16 protein-coding genes and 1 pseudogene are annotated in these 21,695 nt (G+C 59.6%); 6 read left to right on the forward strand and 11 right to left on the reverse strand.

What is annotated here, in order from left to right; all coding sequences use genetic code 11:
• Positions 1–55: 55 nt before the first annotated feature.
• Complete coding sequence (locus SNL23_RS12330) at positions 56–1,354, forward strand: mechanosensitive ion channel family protein (protein WP_318302369.1); 1,299 nt, start codon at positions 56–58, stop codon at positions 1,352–1,354.
• Positions 1,355–1,768: 414 nt separating this feature from the next.
• On the opposite strand, the gene SNL23_RS12335 is transcribed toward SNL23_RS12330, so the two are convergent.
• The 4 genes from SNL23_RS12335 to SNL23_RS12350 form a co-directional block, all read right to left on the reverse strand.
• A complete protein-coding gene (locus tag SNL23_RS12335; protein ID WP_076014781.1) occupies positions 1,769–2,740 on the reverse strand; it encodes a hypothetical protein in 972 nt (323 codons plus the stop codon).
• A gap of 142 nt (positions 2,741–2,882) precedes the next feature.
• On the reverse strand, positions 2,883–3,752 hold the full coding sequence (locus tag SNL23_RS12340) for a carboxylate/amino acid/amine transporter (RefSeq protein ID WP_318302370.1): 870 nt from the start codon (positions 3,750–3,752) through the stop codon (positions 2,883–2,885).
• Between the two features lie 203 nt (positions 3,753–3,955).
• The gene (locus SNL23_RS12345) at positions 3,956–4,555 is read right to left on the reverse strand and encodes an FMN-dependent NADH-azoreductase (RefSeq protein WP_076014783.1); all 600 of its coding nucleotides are present in this window, start codon (positions 4,553–4,555) and stop codon (positions 3,956–3,958) included.
• 151 nt (positions 4,556–4,706) lie between these two features.
• Positions 4,707–5,021: a hypothetical protein gene (locus tag SNL23_RS12350; RefSeq protein WP_026078195.1), complete on the reverse strand. Its 315-nt coding sequence runs from the start codon at positions 5,019–5,021 to the stop codon at positions 4,707–4,709.
• Between the two features lie 49 nt (positions 5,022–5,070).
• Here SNL23_RS12350 and SNL23_RS12355 point away from each other — a divergent pair, with 49 nt between their 5' ends.
• The 5 genes and pseudogenes from SNL23_RS12355 (at position 5,071) to aqpZ (ending at position 10,171) form a co-directional block, all read left to right on the forward strand.
• Positions 5,071–5,994 carry a LysR family transcriptional regulator gene (locus SNL23_RS12355; protein ID WP_076014784.1) on the forward strand — a complete coding sequence of 308 codons (924 nt, stop codon included), beginning with the start codon at positions 5,071–5,073 and terminating at the stop codon, positions 5,992–5,994.
• 13 nt (positions 5,995–6,007) lie between these two features.
• Positions 6,008–6,810, forward strand: a pseudogene (locus tag SNL23_RS12360) (alpha/beta fold hydrolase).
• Positions 6,811–6,813: 3 nt separating this feature from the next.
• Positions 6,814–7,377, forward strand: coding sequence for a peptidylprolyl isomerase (locus tag SNL23_RS12365; RefSeq protein WP_167662706.1), 564 nt, complete (start codon positions 6,814–6,816; stop codon positions 7,375–7,377).
• 83 nt (positions 7,378–7,460) lie between these two features.
• Positions 7,461–9,293: an ABC transporter ATP-binding protein gene (locus tag SNL23_RS12370; RefSeq protein ID WP_318302371.1), complete on the forward strand. Its 1,833-nt coding sequence runs from the start codon at positions 7,461–7,463 to the stop codon at positions 9,291–9,293.
• A gap of 179 nt (positions 9,294–9,472) precedes the next feature.
• Positions 9,473–10,171: an aquaporin Z gene (aqpZ, locus tag SNL23_RS12375; RefSeq protein WP_318302372.1), complete on the forward strand. Its 699-nt coding sequence runs from the start codon at positions 9,473–9,475 to the stop codon at positions 10,169–10,171.
• Between the two features lie 313 nt (positions 10,172–10,484).
• Here the strand turns inward: aqpZ and SNL23_RS12380 are convergent, their stop codons facing one another.
• The 7 genes from SNL23_RS12380 to aceK all read right to left on the reverse strand — a co-directional run bounded on the left by SNL23_RS12380 (position 10,485) and on the right by aceK (position 21,432).
• Positions 10,485–11,609, reverse strand: a complete 1,125-nt coding sequence (locus tag SNL23_RS12380) for a GNAT family N-acetyltransferase (RefSeq protein WP_318302373.1) — start codon at positions 11,607–11,609, stop codon at positions 10,485–10,487.
• 228 nt (positions 11,610–11,837) lie between these two features.
• Positions 11,838–13,172, reverse strand: a complete 1,335-nt coding sequence (locus tag SNL23_RS12385; RefSeq protein WP_076014790.1) for an OprO/OprP family phosphate-selective porin — start codon at positions 13,170–13,172, stop codon at positions 11,838–11,840.
• 339 nt (positions 13,173–13,511) lie between these two features.
• Positions 13,512–13,745: an anti-sigma factor family protein gene (locus SNL23_RS12390; protein WP_258344241.1), complete on the reverse strand. Its 234-nt coding sequence runs from the start codon at positions 13,743–13,745 to the stop codon at positions 13,512–13,514.
• Complete coding sequence (locus SNL23_RS12395; RefSeq protein ID WP_017479164.1) at positions 13,739–14,353, reverse strand: RNA polymerase sigma factor; 615 nt, start codon at positions 14,351–14,353, stop codon at positions 13,739–13,741. Before SNL23_RS12395 ends, SNL23_RS12390 begins: the two co-directional genes overlap by 7 nt.
• 25 nt (positions 14,354–14,378) lie before the next feature.
• Entirely contained in the window at positions 14,379–15,500 is a 1,122-nt protein-coding gene (locus tag SNL23_RS12400; protein ID WP_318302374.1) for a beta-ketoacyl-ACP synthase III, read from the reverse strand.
• 228 nt (positions 15,501–15,728) lie between these two features.
• Entirely contained in the window at positions 15,729–19,640 is a 3,912-nt protein-coding gene (gene hrpA, locus SNL23_RS12405) for an ATP-dependent RNA helicase HrpA (protein WP_318302375.1), read from the reverse strand.
• A gap of 70 nt (positions 19,641–19,710) precedes the next feature.
• Positions 19,711–21,432, reverse strand: coding sequence for a bifunctional isocitrate dehydrogenase kinase/phosphatase (gene aceK, locus SNL23_RS12410; RefSeq protein ID WP_318302376.1), 1,722 nt, complete (start codon positions 21,430–21,432; stop codon positions 19,711–19,713).
• Positions 21,433–21,695 lie beyond the last annotated feature (263 nt).

Consider the following 21,695-nt stretch of genomic DNA (forward strand, 5'->3'; position numbering starts at 1 on the left):
TGACTTAAATGCTCTAATCGCCCCGTCACGTCCTACAGAAGAATCGCGTTTACCCATGGATATCAAACAGCTCTGGCTCAACGTCAAAGACCTTTGGGGCACCCTCGACGAGCACCCGTTGTTGCATTCCAGCCTGGCGCTGATGGTGTTGCTGGTGGTGGCATTGCTGCTCGGACGAGTGGCTCGCTACCTCATCCTGCACGCCGTCAAGTTGCTGGGCCGGCAACCCGCGCTGCACTGGCTCAACGACCTGCGGCACAACAAAGTCTTCCACCGCCTGGCGCAGATGACGCCGTCACTGGTGATCCAGTTCGGCCTGTACCTGGTGCCGGACCTCAGCAAGACCGCCACCCTGTTCATCGGCAATGTCGCCCTGGCGTTCACCATCCTGTTCATGGTGCTGGCGATCAGCGCCCTGCTCAACGCCCTGCTGGACATCTACGCCCGTACCGAACACGCCCGCACCCGCTCGATCAAGGGCTACGTGCAGTTGGCGAAAATGGTGTTGTTCGTGTTTGGCGCAATCATCATCGTCGCCACGCTGATCGACCGCTCGCCGCTGCTGCTGCTTTCCGGTCTGGGTGCAATGTCGGCGGTGATTCTGTTGGTCTACAAGGACACCCTGCTGTCGTTCGTCGCCAGCGTGCAATTGACCAGCAACGACATGCTGCGGGTCGGCGACTGGATCGAAATGCCCCAGGTCGGTGCCGACGGTGACGTGGTGGACATCACCCTGCACACCGTCAAAGTGCAGAACTTCGACAAGACCATCGTCTCGATTCCCACTTGGCGCTTGATGTCCGAGTCGTTCAAGAACTGGCGCGGCATGCAAGCCTCAGGGGGCCGGCGGATCAAGCGCAGCCTGTATATCGACGCCAGCGGCGTGCGTTTCATCCGCGACGACGAAGAGCTGAAGCTCACCCAGGTACGCCTGCTGACCGACTACATGAGCCGCAAAAAGGCCGAACTCAAAGCCTGGAACGAAGCCCAGGGGAATGTCGCCGCGATGTCGGCCAACCGTCGGCGCATGACCAATATCGGCACGTTCCGCGCGTATGCCTTGGCTTATTTGAAAAGCCACCCGGAAATCCAGCCGAACATGACCTGCATGGTGCGGCAGATGCAGACCACCGCCCAGGGCATTCCGCTGGAGATTTACTGCTTCACCCGCACCACCGCATGGGCCGACTACGAGCGGATTCAGGGCGATATCTTCGATTACCTGCTGGCGGTGCTGCCGGAATTTGGCTTGAGCCTGTACCAGCAGCCGAGTGGCGGTGACTTGCGGGCGGGGATGTTGCCGGCGGTGCTGGGGGCCAGTCATTTGCCGGAGGTTGAAATACGTCATGGTTGACTAGGTCGGCATGCCGTGGCGAGAGGGCCGCTCCCTCGCCACGGAGGCCTCACCACTTCTGCCAAACAAACCCTATGCAGCAAGCCAGGAGCCAAATGGCCCCAAAGTAAAAAGGCCAAGTAACCCAGCACCGGAGACCCCGTGGCACCGAATCCAACTCTTGCTCAGTCACATCTCCACGCCTCACATGGACTTTTGGCAACGTAAAAAAACCGATAATCACGCTCAACCGCATCGTTTTATCAATGGGTTGATTCCTCCCCCAGAATCGCTTGTTACGCTGAACACATTCGTTTTCGCTGAAGTAGCTTTCCAGCTCATCCAGTTTTTTGTACTCGACAAACCAAGTCAGAACCAGGCCAACAAATGGGGTAATGAGTACCAGGATCAAGATGAATAACTTCAGAGACATTGTTACGGCCCTACCGATTCATACAGCAGGTCACCGACCTCTTCTCCGAAGGCCCCCAACTCATTTCCACCGACATAACCGCCAGTTGCTCCTCCCACAATTCCACAAGCAAGCTCGCCCTTCCCTCGAGTAACGATCCCCAAAATCAACTTACAAGCGTAACGTCCAACCTCTGCACCCGCCTTCCCACCCCACGCAGCCCCCGCTACCCCACCCACCAACTTCCCACCCTGCACATACCTTGCCCTACTGCACTGCGCTTCCCGCCCCTGCATACACGCCTCCTTGATCTCCAAACCCGTCACGCCCACATCCAAGGCCATCCCCACATAAGTCCCCTTGCCCAAAAATTTCGACGTTTCAGCAATACTGCGAATCCGCTGCGTATACCCGACGATTTCACTCTTGTGCAAATAGCTCTTGGTGGAAATCCCCAACACTTTCTTCAGCGACTTATTCGTTTGCAGGCTGGTACCCAACCGCGCCGCGCCTTGCAGTTGAGCATCCAAACGACGGAATAACATTTGCCGCTGCTGGATAAACACATCCTTGTTCAAAGCACCACTCTTCAGTTGCTGATGCAACCGTTCAATCGCTTCCAGCGTGTGCTTGACCTCATCCAAATGCCGCCCCCAGGCAGACGCCGCACTGCCGATGCCAATCGAGCTGTACCCCAGCAAACTTTGCAACAAGTCATAGTTATTGATCACCGCCGCCCCCGCCGATGCGTCCAGTTCCAGATTGCGGCGAATCTCTTGGGCATGGCGCATCAACCACGCATCGTCGGCGGTACACGCCACACCGTAGTCGTCTGGAATGATCACCATCTGTCCCGGCGTTACCAGCAGGTCCTGGCGCAAATGCAGATTCAGCGCATCGAATTGATCGGAGCGTTGCCGATTGGACCCGGTCAGCAACCGGGATTTCAAACTGAGGTAGTCCGTGGTGCGCTCATTGATGTATCCCTGCGCCACAACTTACATCCCTGATGTAATGAATATGGCGTCGGAATATAAGCAGGCGAGTACGCCCGGGACACAAGCCTGGAAAGGCTGAAATCACATTTGGGAAATCACCTACTCAGCAAGTGATCAAGGCCTACAAAAACACCTCGAGTTAACGAGCCAAACTGCCGGACGACTTTATGCCCAGCCGGCTGATCCACACCGCTCCCAGAATCACCAACCCGCCCAGCAGCAACCTGCCCAACGGCTCGTGCTGATTCCAGATCAGCAAATTCAGCAGCAGCCCCACTGGCACATGCAGGTTGTTCATCACCGCCAACGTGCCGCCGTTGACCATGCACGCGCCCTTGTTCCACCAGTACATGCCCAGTGCCGTGCTGACCAGCCCGAGGAACACCAAAACGCCCCATTGCAACGGCGCTTCCGGCAAGAAGTTGGCCTTGCCGAACATCAGGAACGCCGGCAACGCCACCGCCAATGCACCCAGGTAGAAGTAACCAAACCGCCGGTAGTGCGGCAGATCACTCGGATGGCGGGCCACCAAGTGCTTATAGAGCACCTGCCCGGCGGCATAGGTAAAGTTGGCCAGTTGCAGCAACAGGAAGCCCACGAAGAAGTTCGGGGTGATCTGGTCAAAGCGGATCACCGCCGCTCCCGTCACCGCTACCAATGCGGCCACCAGCGCCCACGGATTGAAGCGGCGGTTCAAGGCGTCTTCGATCAGGGTCACGTGCAACGGCGTGAGGATGGTGAACAGCAACACCTCCGGCACCGTCAGTACTCTGAAGCTCAAATACAGACACACGTAAGTCACGCCAAACTGCAGCGCGCCGATCACCAGCATGCCGCGCATGAACGCCGGTTCTACCGAGCGCCAGCGGGTCAGCGGGATAAACACCAGCCCGGCCAACAACACGCGCACCAGCACCGCGAAGTAGCTGTCGACGTGACCGGCCAGGTATTCGCCGATCAAGCTGAAGGAAAACGCCTGGATCAGCGTCACAACAAGTAGATAGCCCATGCTCGCCTCATTTTGAATGGGCGCGACATTAGCGGTTTTCCGGGCTTTACGAAACTCAAGGCAAAAAAAACCCGACCTCGCTAAAAGCGTCAGTCGGGCGGGAGCACTCAGGAGCAAAAAGTGCAAAGGGAGGTTCGATACGCGTACTTGAAGGGTTGCGTGGAGCTATCTAAACAGCGGGCGATTATCTGACGATTAACATCTCACGCCACTTGGGCGAGCAGTGCCTTGGCCTGGCTCACGCCTTTTTCCTGGAAATCACCGCCCAGATTCACCCCTTCGGCATGAATGAACGTGACGTCGTGGATGCCGATAAAGCCCATGACCTGACGCAGGTACGGTTCCTGGTGGTCGGTGCTGCCGCCAGCATGAATGCCGCCGCGGGCAGTCAGCACAAAGGCGCGCTTGTCGGTCAGCAGGCCCTGGGGGCCGGTGGCGGTGTACTTGAAGGTCACACCGGCACGCAGCACATGGTCGAGCCAGGCTTTCAGAGTGCTGGGAATCGCGAAGTTGTACATCGGCGCAGCCATCACCAACACATCGGCGGCCAGCAGCTCATCGGTCAGTTCGTTGGAGCGATCCAGGGAAGCCTGTTCGAGCGTGCTGCGCTGTTCGGCGGGTTTCATCCAGCCGCCCAGCAGGTTGGCGTCCAAGTGCGGCACGGGGTTGATGGCGAGGTCACGCACGGTGATCTGATCAGCCGGGTGGGCGACCTTCCATTGGCTGACGAATTGCTGGGTCAGTTGGCGGGAGATTGAGTCCTGCTGACGGGCGCTGCTTTCGATGATCAGAACACGGGCCATGATTATGTAAGCTCCATCGGTGAATGCTGTAAGGCGATGGAGTGAAGGTTAATCAGAGCCCGTTCGATTAAAAAGCGTAAAAAATTGCTATAACCCATCTAGAAATTTGTTTATAAGCGGAGTATTGCTGTGGGCATCCTCCGCTTTTGCCTTATTTCGGTGCGCAGGTCAGTTGGATACGCATCTTGATAATGGCCCGGCTGAAATTGACCGTGGTGTTGGTGGTCTTACCCGCCGCAACCGTGACCTTGCGGGTACGCGGGGCTTCCGGGCCATTGGTAAAGCGCACCTTGCACTCCGCGTCATTGGGGCCGTAGTTGGTGAGTTGGATCGAACTGATATTGCTGTCGACGTCCGACGCGCTGTAATCGATCTTCACGCCCTGAATGTCTTTCGTCACATCGGTACTGAATGCAAACGCACTCAACGGCAGCAACGCCAGCAGCACACAACAGAATTTTCTCATTCGGCAGTCTCCAATAAGGACTGTCAGCTTAGGACAAGAGGAGCTCATCTTGAAAGCGCCCCGCGTTACCCTCGATCAATGGCGCACCCTGCAAGCCGTGGTCGACCATGGCGGCTTCGCCCAAGCGGCCGAAGCGCTGCACCGCTCGCAATCCTCGGTAAGCTACACCGTGGCCCGCATGCAGGACCAACTCGGTGTGCCGCTGCTGCGCATCGACGGGCGCAAAGCGGTACTGACCGAAGCCGGCGAAGTACTGCTGCGCCGCTCCCGGCAACTGGTGAAAAACGCCAGCCAACTGGAAGACCTGGCCCACCATATGGAACAAGGCTGGGAAGCCGAGGTGCGACTGGTGGTCGATGCCGCTTACCCTAACGCCCGCCTGGTGCGCGCCCTTACCGCCTTTATGCCGCAGAGCCGCGGCTGCCGGGTGCGCCTGCGTGAAGAGGTGCTATCCGGTGTCGAAGAGCTGTTGATAGACGGCATGGCCGATCTGGCCATCAGCAGCTTTATCATTCCCGGTTACCTGGGCACAGAAATGAGCGACGTCGAATTTGTCGCCGTGGCCCACCCGGAACACCCACTGCATCGGCTGCACCGCGAACTGAGCTTCCAGGACCTGGAAAGCCACATGCAGGTCGTCATCCGCGACTCCGGCCGCCAGCAGCCACGGGACGTCGGCTGGCTCGGCGCCGAGCAGCGCTGGACCGTCGGCAGCCTGCCCACCGCCGCGACCTTCGTCAGCAGCGGCCTGGGCTTCGCCTGGTTACCCCGGCACCTGATCGAACGCGAACTCAAGGAAGGCCTGCTCAAGCTATTGCCCCTGGAACGGGGTGGCAGCCGCAACCCGACCTTCTATCTTTACTCGAACAAGGACAAACCCCTGGGCCCGGCCACGCAGATTCTCGTCGAGTTGCTGCGCACCTTCGACACCGCCCCACTGGACGCGCCGTTCGCCGCACCGCAGCAAGCCTGAACAAGGAGTTCCCATGGCCTATTTCGAACATAAGGCTGCACCCTGCATTACGAGGAATATGGCCATGGCGCGCCGCTGATCCTGATCCACGGCCTGGGCTCCAGTTGCCTGGATTGGGAGCTGCAAGTGCCCGTGTTGGCGCAGCACTACCGGCTGGTGTTGGTAGACGTGCGCGGTCACGGACGCTCCGACAAACCCCGGGAGCGCTACAGCATCGCGGGCTTCACCGCCGACCTGGTGGCCTTGATCGAACACCTGCAACTGCCCCCGGCCCACGTGGTGGGCCTGTCCATGGGCGGCATGATCGCCTTTCAACTGGCGGTGGATGAGCCGCAAATGCTCAAGAGCCTGTGCATCGTCAACAGTGCGCCCCAGGTCAAGGTTCGCACTGCCGGCGATTATTGGCAGTGGGCCAAGCGCTGGAGCCTGGCACGCGTCCTCAGCCTGAGCACCATCGGCAAAGCCCTGGGCAACATGCTGTTTCCCAAGCCCGAACAAGCCGAACTGCGCCGCAAGATGGCTGAACGCTGGGCAAAAAACGACAAACGTGCTTACCTCGCCAGCTTCGATGCGATTGTTGGCTGGGGCGTACAGGAACAACTTTCGAAAATCTCCTGTCCAACCCTGGTCATCAGCGCCGACCACGACTACACCCCCGTGGCGCAGAAAGAAATCTATGTAAAACTGCTGCCCGATGCGCGGCTGGTGGTGATCGAAGATTCCCGCCATGCCACACCGCTGGATCAACCCGAACACTTCAATAACACCCTGCTCGATTTTCTCAAGACAGTCGAAACCACAACCCAGGATCACTGACCCATGCTGAAAAAAATCGCCTTCTTTGCCGGTTCCGTACTGTTCGCTGCCAACCTGATGGCGGCCGAACCCGCCAAGGCACCCCACGTCTTGATCAGCACCACCAATGGCGACATCGAAATCGAACTGGACCCGGTCAAGGCCCCGATCAGTACCAAGAACTTCCTGGCCTATGTCGACAAGGGCTTCTACACCAACACCATTTTTCACCGGGTAATCCCGGGGTTCATGGTGCAGGGCGGTGGGTTCACGTCGCAAATGTCGCAAAAGCCGACCGAAGCACCGATCAGGAACGAAGCCAGCAACGGCCTGCATAACGTGCGTGGCACCCTGTCGATGGCACGCACCAACGACCCGAACTCCGCCACCAGCCAATTCTTCATCAACGTTGCGGACAATGCCTTCCTCGACCCGGGCCGTGATGCGGGTTACGCGGTATTCGCCAAAGTGGTCAAGGGCATGGACGTGGTCGACATCATCGTCAACTCGCAAACCACCACCAAACAGGGCATGCAAAACGTGCCAATCGATCCTGTCCTGATCAAGTCGGCCAAGCGCATCGACTGAAGGCTACAGGGAGTTTCGCGCGGTGCCCCCGAGGCTCCGCGCGCCTTTGAACAGGAGAGCCCGCCGCGCGGGCGTCATACCTAATGCTCTATCGTCGTTTTGAAAAACTGATCGACATCTTCCGCGACGCTCCCAGCGCGGCCCCTCCCGATAAAGTCCTGCCGTTCTACATCTATTACCTGCGCCAGGTGTGGCCGTGCTTTGCCGCCTTGCTGGTGGTGGGCCTGATCGGTGCGCTGATCGAAGTGGCGCTGTTCAGCTACCTGAGTCGCATCATCGACCTGGCCCAGGGCACGCCGCCCGCCAACTTCTTCCAGATCCACGCCAATGAGCTGATCTGGATGGCCGTGGTCGCCCTGCTGCTGCGCCCGATCTTCGGCGCCCTGCATGACCTGCTGGTGCACCAGACCATCAGCCCGGGCATGACCAGCCTGATCCGCTGGCAGAACCACAACTATGTGCTCAAGCAGAGCCTGAATTTTTTCCAGAACGACTTCGCCGGGCGCATTGCCCAGCGCATCATGCAAACCGGCAACTCCCTGCGCGACTCCGCGGTGGCCGCCGTGGACGCGATCTGGCACGTGGCGATCTACGCCATCAGCGCCCTGGTGCTGTTCGCCGAAGCCGACTGGCGCCTGATGATCCCGCTGATTACCTGGATCATCGCCTACAGCCTGGCCCTGCGTTACTTCGTGCCACGGGTCAAGGAGCGCTCGGTGATCTCCTCCGAGGCACGTTCCAAATTGATGGGACGGATTGTCGACGGCTACACCAACATCACCACCTTGAAGCTGTTCGCTCATACGAATTTCGAGCAGAACTACGCCAAGGAAGCCATCGTCGAGCAGACCGAGAAAACCCAGCTGGCCAGCCGCGTCGTGACGAGCATGGACATCGTGATCACCACCATGAACGGCCTGCTGATTGTCTTCACCACCGGCCTCGCCCTATGGCTGTGGACCCAATCCCTGATTTCGGTGGGCGCCATCGCTTTGGCCACCGGCCTGGTGATTCGTATCGTCAACATGTCCGGCTGGATCATGTGGGTGGTCAACGGCATTTTCGAAAACATCGGCATGGTTCAGGACGGCCTGAAAACCATCGCCCAGCCGCTGGCAGTCACCGATCGCGAGAATGCCCCGCGCCTGGAAGTGCCCCATGGTGAGGTGCGGTTCGATCAGGTGGACTTCCACTACGGCAAGAAGAGCGGAATCATCGGCGGCCTGAACCTGGACATTAAAGCGGGTGAAAAAATCGGCCTGATCGGTCCGTCCGGCGCGGGCAAATCCACCCTGGTCAACCTGCTGTTGCGCCTGTACGACCTGCAAGGCGGACGCATCCTGATCGACGGCCAGAACATCGCCGAAGTCGCCCAGGAAACCCTGCGCGAACAGATCGGCATGATCACCCAGGACACCTCGCTGCTGCACCGTTCAATCCGCGACAACCTGCTGTATGGCAAGCCGGACGCTACCGACGAAGAGCTGTGGGCCGCGGTGCACAAGGCCCGCGCCGACGAGTTCATCCCGTTGCTGTCGGATGCCGAGGGCCGTACTGGCCTGGACGCCCACGTCGGTGAACGCGGGGTCAAACTCTCCGGCGGGCAACGTCAGCGGATCGCCATCGCGCGGGTGCTGCTCAAGGACGCGCCGATCCTGATCATGGACGAAGCCACCTCGGCACTGGACTCGGAAGTCGAAGCGGCAATCCAGGAAAGCCTGGAAACCCTGATGCAGGGCAAGACGGTAATCGCCATTGCCCACCGGCTTTCTACCATTGCCAGAATGGACAGGCTGGTGGTGCTGGAAAAAGGCCAGATTGCCGAAACCGGCAGCCATGCCGAATTGCTCGCACACGGCGGTTTGTATGCGCGATTGTGGCAACACCAGACCGGCGGGTTCGTCGGAATAGACTGATTCCGTTGGTTAACTGCCCCCTCAATTCCGAACAATTCTGACAGTTTTCTCTATCCCGCTGGTCTTGCGACACAATCCTGCTGTACTGCAATCAGGCCCCAGGAGGGCCCTGATTTAAGGCAGCAGGGAAGCGTCACAGACCCGTTAATCAGCTAGAGCAATCTACTAAGGATGTGTTCATGTCACTGTTCAAGCGTTCCGTTACGGAAGGACTGGGTACGTTTTGGCTGGTGTTGGGTGGCTGCGGCAGTGCGGTGTTGGCCGCATCGTCGCCCGTCGGGATCGGGGTGCTCGGTGTGGCCCTGGCGTTCGGGCTCACGGTGCTGACCATGGCATTTGCCATCGGGCACATCAGCGGTTGCCACCTTAACCCGGCAGTGTCAGTGGGGCTGGTAGTGGGCGGAAGGTTTCCGGCCAGGGAGTTACCGGCGTACATCATCTCCCAGGTCATCGGCGGCATCGTCGCTGCCGCGTTGCTGTATTACATAGCCAGCGGCAAGCCAGGGTTCGAACTGGCCTCGGGCCTGGCCAGCAATGGCTACGGCGAGCACTCACCGGGCGGTTATTCGATGGCGGCAGGGTTTGTGTGTGAGCTGGTGATGACGGCGATGTTCGTGCTGATCATCCTCGGCGCCACCGACCGCCGTGTGCCGGCGGGTTTCGCGCCGATTGCCATCGGCCTCGCGTTGACGCTGATCCACCTGATCTCGATCCCGGTCACCAACACCTCGGTCAACCCGGCCCGCAGTACTGGCCCGGCACTGATTGTCGGCGGCTGGGCGCTCCAGCAGTTGTGGATGTTCTGGCTCGCGCCGATCCTGGGTGCAGTGATCGGCGGCATTACCTATCGATGGCTGGGCGCGGAAAAAACCGCCTGAGCCAAACGGGTTCAGTCCTGCCGGTAAGGCAGGGCTGCCCTTAATACTGTTCAGTTAAAGAGTGCCGGCGTCCAAACAAAGCAGCTCAAGGTGGGAGCTGTCGAGCCCCGGCGAGGCTGCGATGGGATCACCGCGCTGTACCTGCCAGACCGCAGCGCCTGCATCGCAGCCTCGCCAAGGCTCGACAGCTCCCACACTTGATCGATTTTGCGTCCAAAACATCGTCAGTCATCAGAAGATAGGCGCGCAGTTAATTCGTCTTCGTTCTGATCCATGCGCCATCGGTGATTGCTTCGCCCCACCTATACGGTATTTAGCCCTGCCGGTAAGGCAGGGCTGCCCTCGCCTCCTCGGCATACGCCAGAATCCCCACGCTTTCGCGCGCCAGGAAATCCGCCACCGCCGTCTTCAATCCCGAATGTCGCAGGTAATGCCAGGAATGCGTGATCACTGGCTCAAACCCACGAATCAACTTGTGCTCGCCTTGGGCACCGGCGTCAAAACGCTGCAGGCCATGGGCAATCGCGTAGTCCATGCCCTGATAGAAACAGGTCTCGAAATGCAGCCGGTCGAACTCCGCCAGGCAGCCCCAGTAACGCCCGTAAAAGCTGTCGCCGCCGATCAGGCTGAAGGCCATGGCCACCGGCCGTGAGCCTTGTTTGGCCAGCACCACACGAATCGCTTCCGGCATGCGCTCGGCCAGCAGGCTGAAAAAATTCCGGGTCAGGTACGGCGATTGTCGGCGGATGGCGTAAGTATTGGCGTAACAGGCATAGACAAAATCCCACTGCGCCTCGCTCAACTCATGGCCTTGCAACCACTCGAACTCAATGCCCTGCCCCGCCACCTGTTCACGCTCTTTGCGCATCTGTTTACGCTTGCGCGAACTCAAGGCGTCGAGGAAGTCCTGGAAGTCGCGGTAACCGCGATTCTGCCAATGAAACTGGCAGCCCAGGCGTTGCAACCAGCCTGGCTGTTGAGCCAGCGCGGTATCCGCCAGGGCGTCGGTAAAGTTGATATGGGCGCTGGAAAGGCCTTCGATCTCCAGGTAACCGGGCAGGCTTTTAAGCAGCTCGAAACCGTCCTCGGCGCTGGCAGCCAACAGACGCGGACCGCTGACCGGGCTGAAGGGCACGGCCGTCAGCAGCTTCGGGTAGTAATCAATGCCGGCACGCTCGCAGGCGTCAGCCCAACCATGGTCGAACACGTATTCGCCATAGGAATGCCATTTGCGGTAGCTGGGCAACGCGGCGATCAGCCGGCCACCTTCATAGTGCAGCAAATGCTCCGGCTGCCAGCCAGAGTGCGGGCCGATGCTGGCGCTGTCTTCCAGGGCACTGAGGAACGCATGGCGCAGAAACGGCTGATCAGCGGGGACCAACGCATTCCATTCATCGGGCGCAATCTCGGACAGGTTATTCAAACGTTGTAACGGCATCCCATTCCCCGACGGTCACGGCTTTGTGTAGGAGCGAGCTTGCTCGCGATGGTCGTTAACGATAACGCGACCATTCTGACAGAACGCGGCGGCCTCTGGTTCTTCACGAGCAAGCTCGCGCCGACCAGACCCGACGCAAAAAAAAGCCCCGCCAAACGGCGGGGCAAACCAAATGAGGAGCGCTTTGACGGATGAAGAAAGAGCGCTTTAAAGCGGTATTACAGGTGCTTAGAACACGTACTGCACGCGGGCCACGATGGCGTCGCCGCTGTCGTCGCCGGCGGCGTTGACCACGTTGTCGGTCTTGGCCTTGATGTAGTTGGCGGAGACTTTCACCGCCTCGTTGGCGTACCAGTTCACCCCGATGATGTTCAGGTTGGCCTTGGCATCGCCCACTTCACGGGTGGCGGTGTTGCGCACTACGTTTTTGTCATCAACGGTGATGTTGTCGTAACGGTAGAACACTTCCCACGCGCCGTACTGCTTGTTCTCGGGCTTGATGGTGTCGAACTTGGCACCGTCGAGTTTGTAGACGCGGGACTCGCCGGTCAGGGTGTAGGCCACCTGGCCGTAGAAGCCGCTGGCTTTCACGTCCTGATAGGCACTGCTGTCGGCCTTCATCTTGCGGTTCAGGTATTCGCCCTGCAGGGACAACGGGCCACGGGCGAATGCAAATTCGCCGCCGAACACGGTGTCAGTGTCGTAGGCATCATTCGCCGTCAGGCTGCCGGAATCCAGACCCACACCGCCGCCGAAGGTCGCACGGTTGCCGTTGGCGCCCGCATCGTTGCCGCCGTTGGTGGACACCCCGCGAACGCCGAGACGTGGACGAATACGCGAGTCGAAGGCCGTGTCCTTCAGGTCACGTACCGCGTAATCCAGGCCCAGGTGCAGCACGTTGCCGGCGTCATGCATCGGCGCGAACACCGCACGGGCGTTGAATTGCTTCACGCCTTTGCCGTTCTTGTCGTTGATGTCCTTGGAAGAAACGCTGGCCGACAGGTAAGCCATGTCGCCGACCACCGAACTGGCCTGGATGCCCATGCCGTTGGCGTGGGAGTGGATCCAGTCCGCGACTTCATACGCTGCGTTGCGGTCAACACCGGTGACCCACTTGGAGCTGGTGGCTTTTTCCAGGCCGAAGTCTTCGTCGAAGCGACCGGCGCGAATCACGACAGGCTTGAAGCCGGTGTAAGACATGGACGCTTCATCGAAGTAGCCATCGTCTGCGTTGCCGGAGTTATGGGACAGATCGTAGTTGACCTGATATTTCCAGTCCTTGTAGACGGTGCCGCCAAACTCGATGTACGCGCGGCGAAAATAGGCCGCGTCAGCCGAGTCACCGTTCTTGGTGTAATAGCCATCAAACGTGCCGTAATCGGCCTGCAAGCGACCCCCCAGCTTGAAGCTGAAATTCTGGTCGGTGGTTGCAACCTCAAGGCCGCCCTTGGTTTTGACAACGATATCGGCGCCGTCAGTTGTGACAGTACCGGCGAAAGCCTGGGCGGTGACAGCCAGGGCCAAGGCGCTGGCCGCGAAACCGGCGAAGTGCTTACGGATCATCGAAGAATTCCCCTAATTGATGGTCTTTTGCATTGGTAAAACACGCGGTTTAGAGCCGCTGGTGTTGGGGGGCGATCTTGGCGAGGGGATATTTCAGTCGGGTTGCTGGAACATAAAGATTTTGTTACTCGGGAACTTTTTAATAGCCATTCGAAATAAGCCGAAGCCTACGCAAATCAAGGCTCCAGCCCATAAAACTGGTGAAAATGCCAGATGTTGCGAAATGTAAAAACACCCGAGAAAAATGAATAATTTTTCATGTTGATTATTTTTTGAGCAAAAAAAAGCCCGCATCATTTATCGATGCGGGCTTGGTTTTTGTGTGAAAAGTGACGGGTATTACGGGTCGCGGGAACGCTCGGCGGCCAGACGCTCGGCCAACGCGTCGACATCGGCAATGGGCGGCTCGGGCAGAATCTTCAGTGTCGCCTGCATCAAGCGCATCTGCCGGATAAAGCGTCGGCAGTTGGCGCAGAACATCAGGTGATGACGCACCAGCAGACGCTCGCGAAAGGTCAGTTGCCCATCGAGATAGTCACTGGAACGCGCCACTTGTTCTTTACAGGTCAACATTCGCCGGTTTCCTCAAAATGCTCCACCGTGGCGAAGACTTTAAGCCGTGCTCGATGCAGCAGCACACGAACATTTGAGAGCGATAGCGTCAGAAGATTACAAATCTCCTCCAACTCCAGGCCCTGACGCTCGCGCAGCAGCAGCACGCTGCTTTGCAGTTCGGAAAGACTCGCCAGTGTGTGCTCAAGGCATTTACGCAGTTCGTCTTCGGTAAGCAGCGCTTCGGGAGTGTCCTGATGCCAGGCAAACGGCGCGACGGCCCAGTGGCCATCGTCAGGCACAAAGCGATCATCGCCGATGGTGCCGTGGGGTGACGGCAGGTCATCAAGCAGCACTTCCCGGCGATTTTGCTTGTAGCGGCCTTTTGCCGAGTTGGCCGTGATGGTCAGCAGCCAGGTCTTGAGGCTGGAGCGCCCCTCGAACTTCGCCAGGTTGCGCACCACCGACAGCCAGGCGTCCTGGACCACCTCATCGGCATGGCGCTGGCCAACGATGGCATAGGCCACGGCACGCATCGCGCTCTGGTAGGTGGTGACCAACTCCTTGTAGGCCCGCTGCTCACCCTTGAGCAATCGTTCAAGCAGGTGCGCGTCGTCCGCTGCTGCCATTCAAGACCTCGATTTCAAAACATGATCAGCGTTTGCGCAAAATCACGCTACCAATCGAATACCCGGCGCCAAACGAGCTGAGCACGGCCACAGCGCCCTTGGGCAAGTCGTCCTGGTAGGTGTGAAACGCAATCACCGAACCCGCGGAGCTGGTGTTGGCGTAAGTATCGAGGATCACCGGCGCTTCTTCCACCGAAGCCTCACGGCCCAGCAGTTTCTTGACGATCAGGTGGTTCATGCTGAGGTTGGCCTGGTGCAGCCAGAAGCGCTTCACATCGCCGACATTCAGCTGGTTTTCCGACAGGTGCGTGCCGATCAACTCGGCGACCATCGGGCAGACATCACGGAAGACTTTGCGGCCTTCTTGCACGAACAGCTTGTCGGGGGCACCGATGCCCTCTTCTGCTGCGCGGTTGAGGAAGCCGAAGTTATTGCGGATGTTGTTGGAGAACTTGGTCAGCAGCTTGGTGCTCACCACGTCGAACTGATGCTCGGAAGTGGCCAGGTCGGCCCGCTCCAGAATCACGGCGGTGGCCGCATCGCCAAAGATGAAATGGCTGTCGCGGTCGCGGAAGTTCAGGTGGCCGGTGCAGATCTCCGGGTTGACCATCAGGATCGCCCGGGCCTGGCCCAGCTGGATGCTGTTGGCGGCATTCTGGATACCGAAGGTCGCCGAGGAACAGGCCACGTTCATGTCAAAGCCGAAACCCTGGATACCCAACGCTTCCTGGACTTCAATGGCAATTGCCGGGTACGCCCGCTGCAGGTTGGAACAGGCAACGATCACACCATCGATGTCAGCGGCGGTCTTGCCGGCGCGCTGCAAGGCTTGCTCGGCAGCACCTACGGCCATCTGGCAGAGGATCGACCACTCGTCGTTGGAGCGCTCCGGCAGGCGCGGCGCCATGCGCTGCGGGTCAAGAATGCCGGCCTTGTCCATGACAAAGCGGCTCTTGATGCCTGAGGCCTTTTCGATGAAGGCGGCGCTGGATTCGGTCAGTGGCTGGACGTCGCCGCGTTCGATGGCTGCGGCGTTATCCAGGTTGAACTGTTGCACGTAAGCATTGAAAGACTGCACCAGCTCTTCGTTGGAAATGCTGTTGGCCGGGGTGTACAGGCCTGTGCCGCTGATGACGACGTTATGCACGGTCGTTCCTCTAAATCTGTTCAGGCAGAAGGGTATTGGTACCGTCGTACCAAACCGTAAGTAGTTTTATGCCGCCCAGCGGCCTTCAAACTGGTAACGCTTTATTCCATCGCGCCACGGCTGCACCAGCCCAACTCGACGATCCCGGCATTTATAACCGCGAAGTTTGCCATAAAGCCTGGGGTTTGGCGCCATTTGCTCGACAGGCGCCTGTCCCCAGGATCGTGGTCACGCTTCGACCAGGCTCCATTGCTTGCTCAGACGCTTGTCGGAAATCGGCACCTTGGTGCCCAACTGCTGCGCAAACAGCGACACCCGGTATTCCTCCAGCCACCAGCGATACAGCTCCAACTGAGGGTCGCGCTTACCTTCCTGGGCGTGTTTGTTGAGGCGATTCTGATACTGGCTCCACAACCCACTCAGTTCGGTACTCCAGACCCGATCCTTCTGCACCTGGCTCGGCAGTTTCTCCAGGCGCAACTCGATGGCCTTGAGGAAACGCGGCAGCTCCTTGAACCATTGCGCCGGGGTTTCCCGCACGAAACCGGGATACACCAGGTTGCTCAGTTGCTGCTTGATGTCATTGAGAGCCACGGCCTGGGCCAGGTCAATCTTGCCCTTGAAGCGTTTTTGCAGGCCATGCCACAGTTTCAGGATGTCGAGGGTCAAGCGCGCCTGGCGCTCGGCATGTTCGGTCCAACTGCCACGCTTGCGCTCGGCCAAGGCGGCCAGGCCGGCGCCGTCACGCGGCAGGCTGGCTTCGCCTTCCAGCACGCAGCTGTCGAGGCTGGCCAGCAGAATGTCTTCCACCAGGGCTTCGATACGCCCCAGCTCGCGGTACATCAGCCCCAACTCGGTCAGGCCGGGCAACTTGCCCCGCAGGAATTTTGCCGGCTCGGCCAATTGTTGCAGCAGCAAACGTTGCAAGGCCCGACGGTGCTGGAACTCCGCCTCGGCGGCGGTGGAGAAACGCCCTTCCTTGACCGTACCGTTTTCTTCAACCAATGCCGGATACACCGTCATCGACAACCCGGCGATGTTTTGCTGGGTTTTCTCGGCCACCGCTGCGAACACCTTGGCTTCCACCGGCTGCTGGCTTTTCGCCGTCTGCGGTACGGCCAACGCGGCCTGGCTGGCTTCGGCGAAACGTGCGGTCAGCTCGGCCAGGTCGCGGCCTTCACCGAGGAACTTGCCCTGGCCGTCGACCACTTCAAGGTTCATCTTCAGGTGGTTTTCCACCTGCTGCGCAGCCTCAGCCCAGGCTTCATCGCTGACCCTTGCCCCGGTCATACGCAACAATTCGCGCCCCAGCGCCTGGGGCAACGAGCCTTGGCCAAATTCGATGCGTTGCAGGGCCGCCTTGACGAAATCCGGCACCGGCACGAAGTTCTTGCGCAGGGCCTTGGGCAAGTTACGCACCAGGGCAATGCACTTGGCCTCGATCACACCCGGCACCAGCCACTCCAGGCGCTCGGGTGGCAAGGCCGGCAACAGCGGCGCCGGCACGCGCAAGGTCACGCCGTCCCGGGAATGGTTGGGTTCGAAGTGGTAACTCAAGGCCAGGGCCAGGTCGCCCAGGTGCAAGGTGTCCGGGTAATGGGCAGCAGTGACCTCACTGGCTTCGCGGGCCAGCACGTCTTCTTCGCGCATGATCAACAGTTGCGGGTCTTTCTGGCTGTTGACCTTGTACCAACTGTCGAAGGTTGCGGTCTGGTGGATCTCGGCGGGCAGGCGCGCATCGTAGAAGGCGTACAGGGTTTCTTCGTCCGCCAGGATGTCGCGCCGGCGGGCCTTGGCTTCCAGCTCATCGAGCTGCTCCAGCAGTTGCTGGTTGGCCGTCAGGCAGCGGGCCCGGGACTGAATCTCGCCGCGCACCAAGCCTTCACGGATAAACAGCTCACGGGACGTCACCGGATCAATCGGCCCGTAATGCACCGGCCGGCGCCCGACGATGATCAACCCGAACAGGGTGATCTGCTCAAACGCCACCACTTGGCCGCGCTTCTTCTCCCAATGGGGTTCGAAGTGGTTTTTCTTGATCAGGTGCCCGGCCAACGGCTCGATCCAGTCGGCGTCGATCTTGGCCACCATCCGTGCATACAGCTTGGTGGTTTCCACCAGTTCGGCGGTCATCAGCCATTGCGGGCGCTTCTTGCCGATGCCCGAGGAAGGGTGAATCCAGAAACGCCGCTGACGCGCGCCCAGGTAATCGCCGTCTTCGGTTTTCTGGCCGATCTGGCTCAGCAGGCCGGACAACACCGCCTTGTGCAGTTTCGGGAAATCCGCCGGTTCCTTGTTGACGGTCAACTGCATGTCGCGGCAGATCAAACTCAACTGGCGGTGGGAATCACGCCACTCCCGCAGGCGCAGGTAATTCAGGAAATTCTTGCGGCACCAGTTACGCAACGGGCTGGCGGTCAGTTCCTGGCGCTGTTCTTCAAAACCACGCCATAGATTCACCAACCCGGCGAAGTCCGAATCCGGGTCCTTCCACTGTGCGTGAGCCTGGTCGGCGGCTTGCTGGCGTTCCGGCGGACGCTCGCGCGGGTCCTGGATCGACATGGCGCTGGCGACGATCAGCACTTCCTGCAAGCTGCCGAGCTTGGCGGCTTCCAGCAACATGCGGCCCATGCGCGGGTCCACCGGCAAACGCGCCAACTGGCGGCCCATCGGGGTGAGTTGGCTGTTGCGGTCGACCGCCGACAACTCTTGCAGCAGGTTGAAACCGTCGCTGATGGCCTTGCCATCCGGCGGCTCGATAAACGGGAAGTCGGTGATCTCGCCCAGGCGCAGGTGCAGCATCTGCAGGATCACGGCCGCGAGATTGGTCCGCAGGATTTCCGGGTCGGTAAATTCCGGACGCCCGATAAAATCTTCTTCGCTGAACAAGCGCACGCAAATGCCCGGCTCCACCCGCCCGCAGCGGCCTTTACGCTGGTTGGCGCTGGCCTGGGAAATCGCCTCGATCGGCAAGCGCTGGACCTTGGCACGATAGCTGTAGCGGCTGATGCGCGCGGTGCCGCTGTCGATCACATACCGAATGCCCGGCACGGTCAGCGAGGTTTCCGCGACGTTGGTCGCCAACACCACGCGCCGGCCCGGGTGTGACTGGAAAATCCGCTGTTGCTCGGCCGGTGACAGGCGCGCATACAGCGGCAGGATTTCGGTGTGCTTGAGCTGGGCCTTGCGCAGCATGTCGGCGGCGTCGCGAATCTCGCGCTCGCCGGGCAGGAACACCAGCACATCGCCTGGGCTCTTGCGCTCGCTGCGTTCAAAGGCGGCAATTTCATCGAGGGTGGCGAGAATCGCCTGGTCGACGGTCAGGTCGTCCTCGACGCGGTTGCCCTCCTCGTCCTGCTCCAGGGTCAGCGGGCGGTACCAGGTTTCCACCGGGAAGGTACGGCCCGACACCTCGACAATCGGCGCATCGTCGAAGTGCTTGGAAAAGCGCTCCAGGTCGATGGTCGCCGAGGTAATGATGACTTTGAGGTCCGGACGACGCGGCAGCAGGGTTTTCAGGTAGCCCAGCAGGAAGTCGATGTTCAGGCTGCGTTCGTGGGCTTCGTCGACGATGATCGTGTCGTAGCGTTCGAGGTAGCGGTCGTTCTGGGTTTCGGCCAGCAGGATGCCGTCGGTCATCAGCTTGATCAGGGTGTTTGTATCACTCTGATCTTCAAACCGCACTTGATAACCCACCAGCGAGCCCAACGGCGTCGCCAGTTCTTCGGCGACCCGGCTTGCCACGCTGCGCGCCGCAATTCGCCGCGGCTGGGTATGACCGATCAGGCCGTATTGGCCGCGGCCGATTTCCAGGCAGATTTTTGGCAACTGCGTGGTTTTACCCGAGCCGGTCTCACCGGCAATGATCAGCACCTGATGCTTGAGCAGCGCCGCCTTGATTTCGTCGCGCTTGGCGGCGATCGGCAGGCTGTCGTCATAGCGAATCACCGGCAGGCTGGCACGCCGCGCCGTCACTTGCGCGCAGGAGGCCTGCATCCGCGTCACCCACTGCGCAAGTTTTTCCTCATCGGGTTTCTTGCGCAGCTCAAGCAGCTGCCGCCGCAAGCGGTGGCGGTCGGCGAGCATGGCGTGATCGAGGTTTTTCAGCAGTTGGTCGATAGCGGGCGCTTGGTCAGTCATCAGGTACGCAAAGGTCGTCTATGTATGCAGGGGGCGGATTGTCGCAGAAAAGCGCCGCCACGCGCTCCCCTCATTCGTTGTCCAGACCCTTGCGACGGTAGGGAAACACGTCAATCACCTTGCCGGCGCGAATCGCGTCTTGCAGGCCTTTCCAGTAGTCGGCGTTGTACAACTCGCCGTGCAGTTCGTCGAACAGCCGGCGCTGGCTGGCATCGGCAAACAGGAATGGCGGAAATTCCTCCGGGAACACATCCAGCGGACCGATGGAGTACCAGGGCTCGGAAGCCATTTCATCTTCCGGGGTACGCGGCGCGGGGATGTGGCGGAAGTTGGCCTCGGTGAGAAAGCAGATTTCGTCATAGTCGTAGAACACCACGCGACCGTGACGGGTAACGCCGAAATTCTTCAGCAGCATGTCGCCGGGGAAAATATTTGCCGCCGCCAGTTGCTTGATCGCCAGGCCGTAGTCTTCCAGCGCTTCGCGCACCTGGGCTTCGTTGGCGTTTTCGAGATAGAGGTTGAGCGGGGTCATGCGCCGCTCGGTCCAGCAGTGGCGGATCAGCACCGTATCGCCTTCCACTTCGACGGTGCCTGCGGCCACTTCAAGCAACTCGGCCAGGCATTCAGGCTCGAATTTGCCCAACGGAAAACGGAAGTCGGCGAACTCCTGGGTGTCAGCCATGCGCCCGACCCGGTCGACACTTTTCACCAGCCGGTACTTCTCGATCACCGTGGCGCGGTTGACGTTTTTCGACGGTGAAAAGCGGTCCTTGATGATCTTGAACACGGTGTTGAAGCCCGGCAGGGTAAACACGCTCATGACCATGCCGCGCACGCCCGGGGCCATGATGAACTGGTCGTCGGTGGTGGCGAGGTGGTTGATCAGCGCCCGGTAGAATTCGGATTTGCCGTGTTTGTAGAAGCCGATGGAGGTGTACAGCTCGGCGATGTGCTTGCCCGGCAGGATGCGCTTGAGGAAGCCGATAAACTCCGCCGGCACCGGCACATCCACCATGAAATAGGAGCGGGTGAACGAGAAGATGATCGACACATCCGCTTCGTCGGTGATCAGCGCGTCGATCTGGATGCCGCGCCCTTCCCGGTGCAGCAGCGGGATCACCAGTGGCCACTGTTCGTCGCGGGTGTAGATGCGCCCTACGAGGTACGCGCCTTTGTTGCGGTACAGCACCGAGGAGAATAGTTCGACGTTGAGGTCCGGGTCCTTGCAGACCCAATCCGGCAGGTTCTCGCGCAATTGCGCTTCCAGGCGGCGCAGGTCGGCGGGCAAGTCGGCGTAGGGTTCGCTGAAACCGTAGTCGGCGAAAATCTGTTCCAGCATTCCCGTCAGATTGCCCTCCGGCTTGTAGGTGCGGGTTTGCGCGGCTCGGGCACGGCGCAGGCTGGGCCGCGTGGTGTGAATGAACATGCAACCGTCGCTGATCAGGTCATGGCTGAACAGCCCGCAAAATGTCGAGTTGTACCAGGTCTCGGACAGCTCATCGTCAAACCGCAGGTCGATCAGGCTGATGTAGGCGCTTTTCACCAGCGGCCATGCCGCAATGTCGAGTAATACAGCTTCATCGAAGGCTGCCCGCAGCCGCGCCGTGACTTCACTGACCTTGTCTTCATACAGGTTGATGCGCGCCGCCGAGGCCGCCTGCCCTTGCTGCCACTGCGCCTTTTCGAAACGTTCCCGGGCGCCATCGGTGATCTGGCGGAAGTGCTCGCGGTAGTCGTCGAAGCCGTCGAGGATCATCTGTGCAATGTCGAGGGCTGGCGTTTGCTGCGGCATTTGGGAAACCTCTGCGGGCATTTGGAGTGAGCTGAGCTTAGCCAGTGTGCAGGAACAGGAGAAGGGACATTTTTTCGTTCAGCCTTGTACAGGTTTGTTCACTTTGTACATTTATTTTCAATTTTATTAAGTAGACCATTCGGTCAATAAAAAACCTCGAAGTCATTTCAGCCAAGTTAAACGTTTCATCTGAAGGCCTCTAACCACGGGCCTCCCCCGGGAGCCCCTGGAAAACCCGAGTATTTGCTCTAGCACGCTGGACC

Source organism: Pseudomonas sp. SED1, assembly GCF_034044025.1.
Taxonomy (GTDB): Bacteria; Pseudomonadota; Gammaproteobacteria; order Pseudomonadales; family Pseudomonadaceae; genus Aquipseudomonas.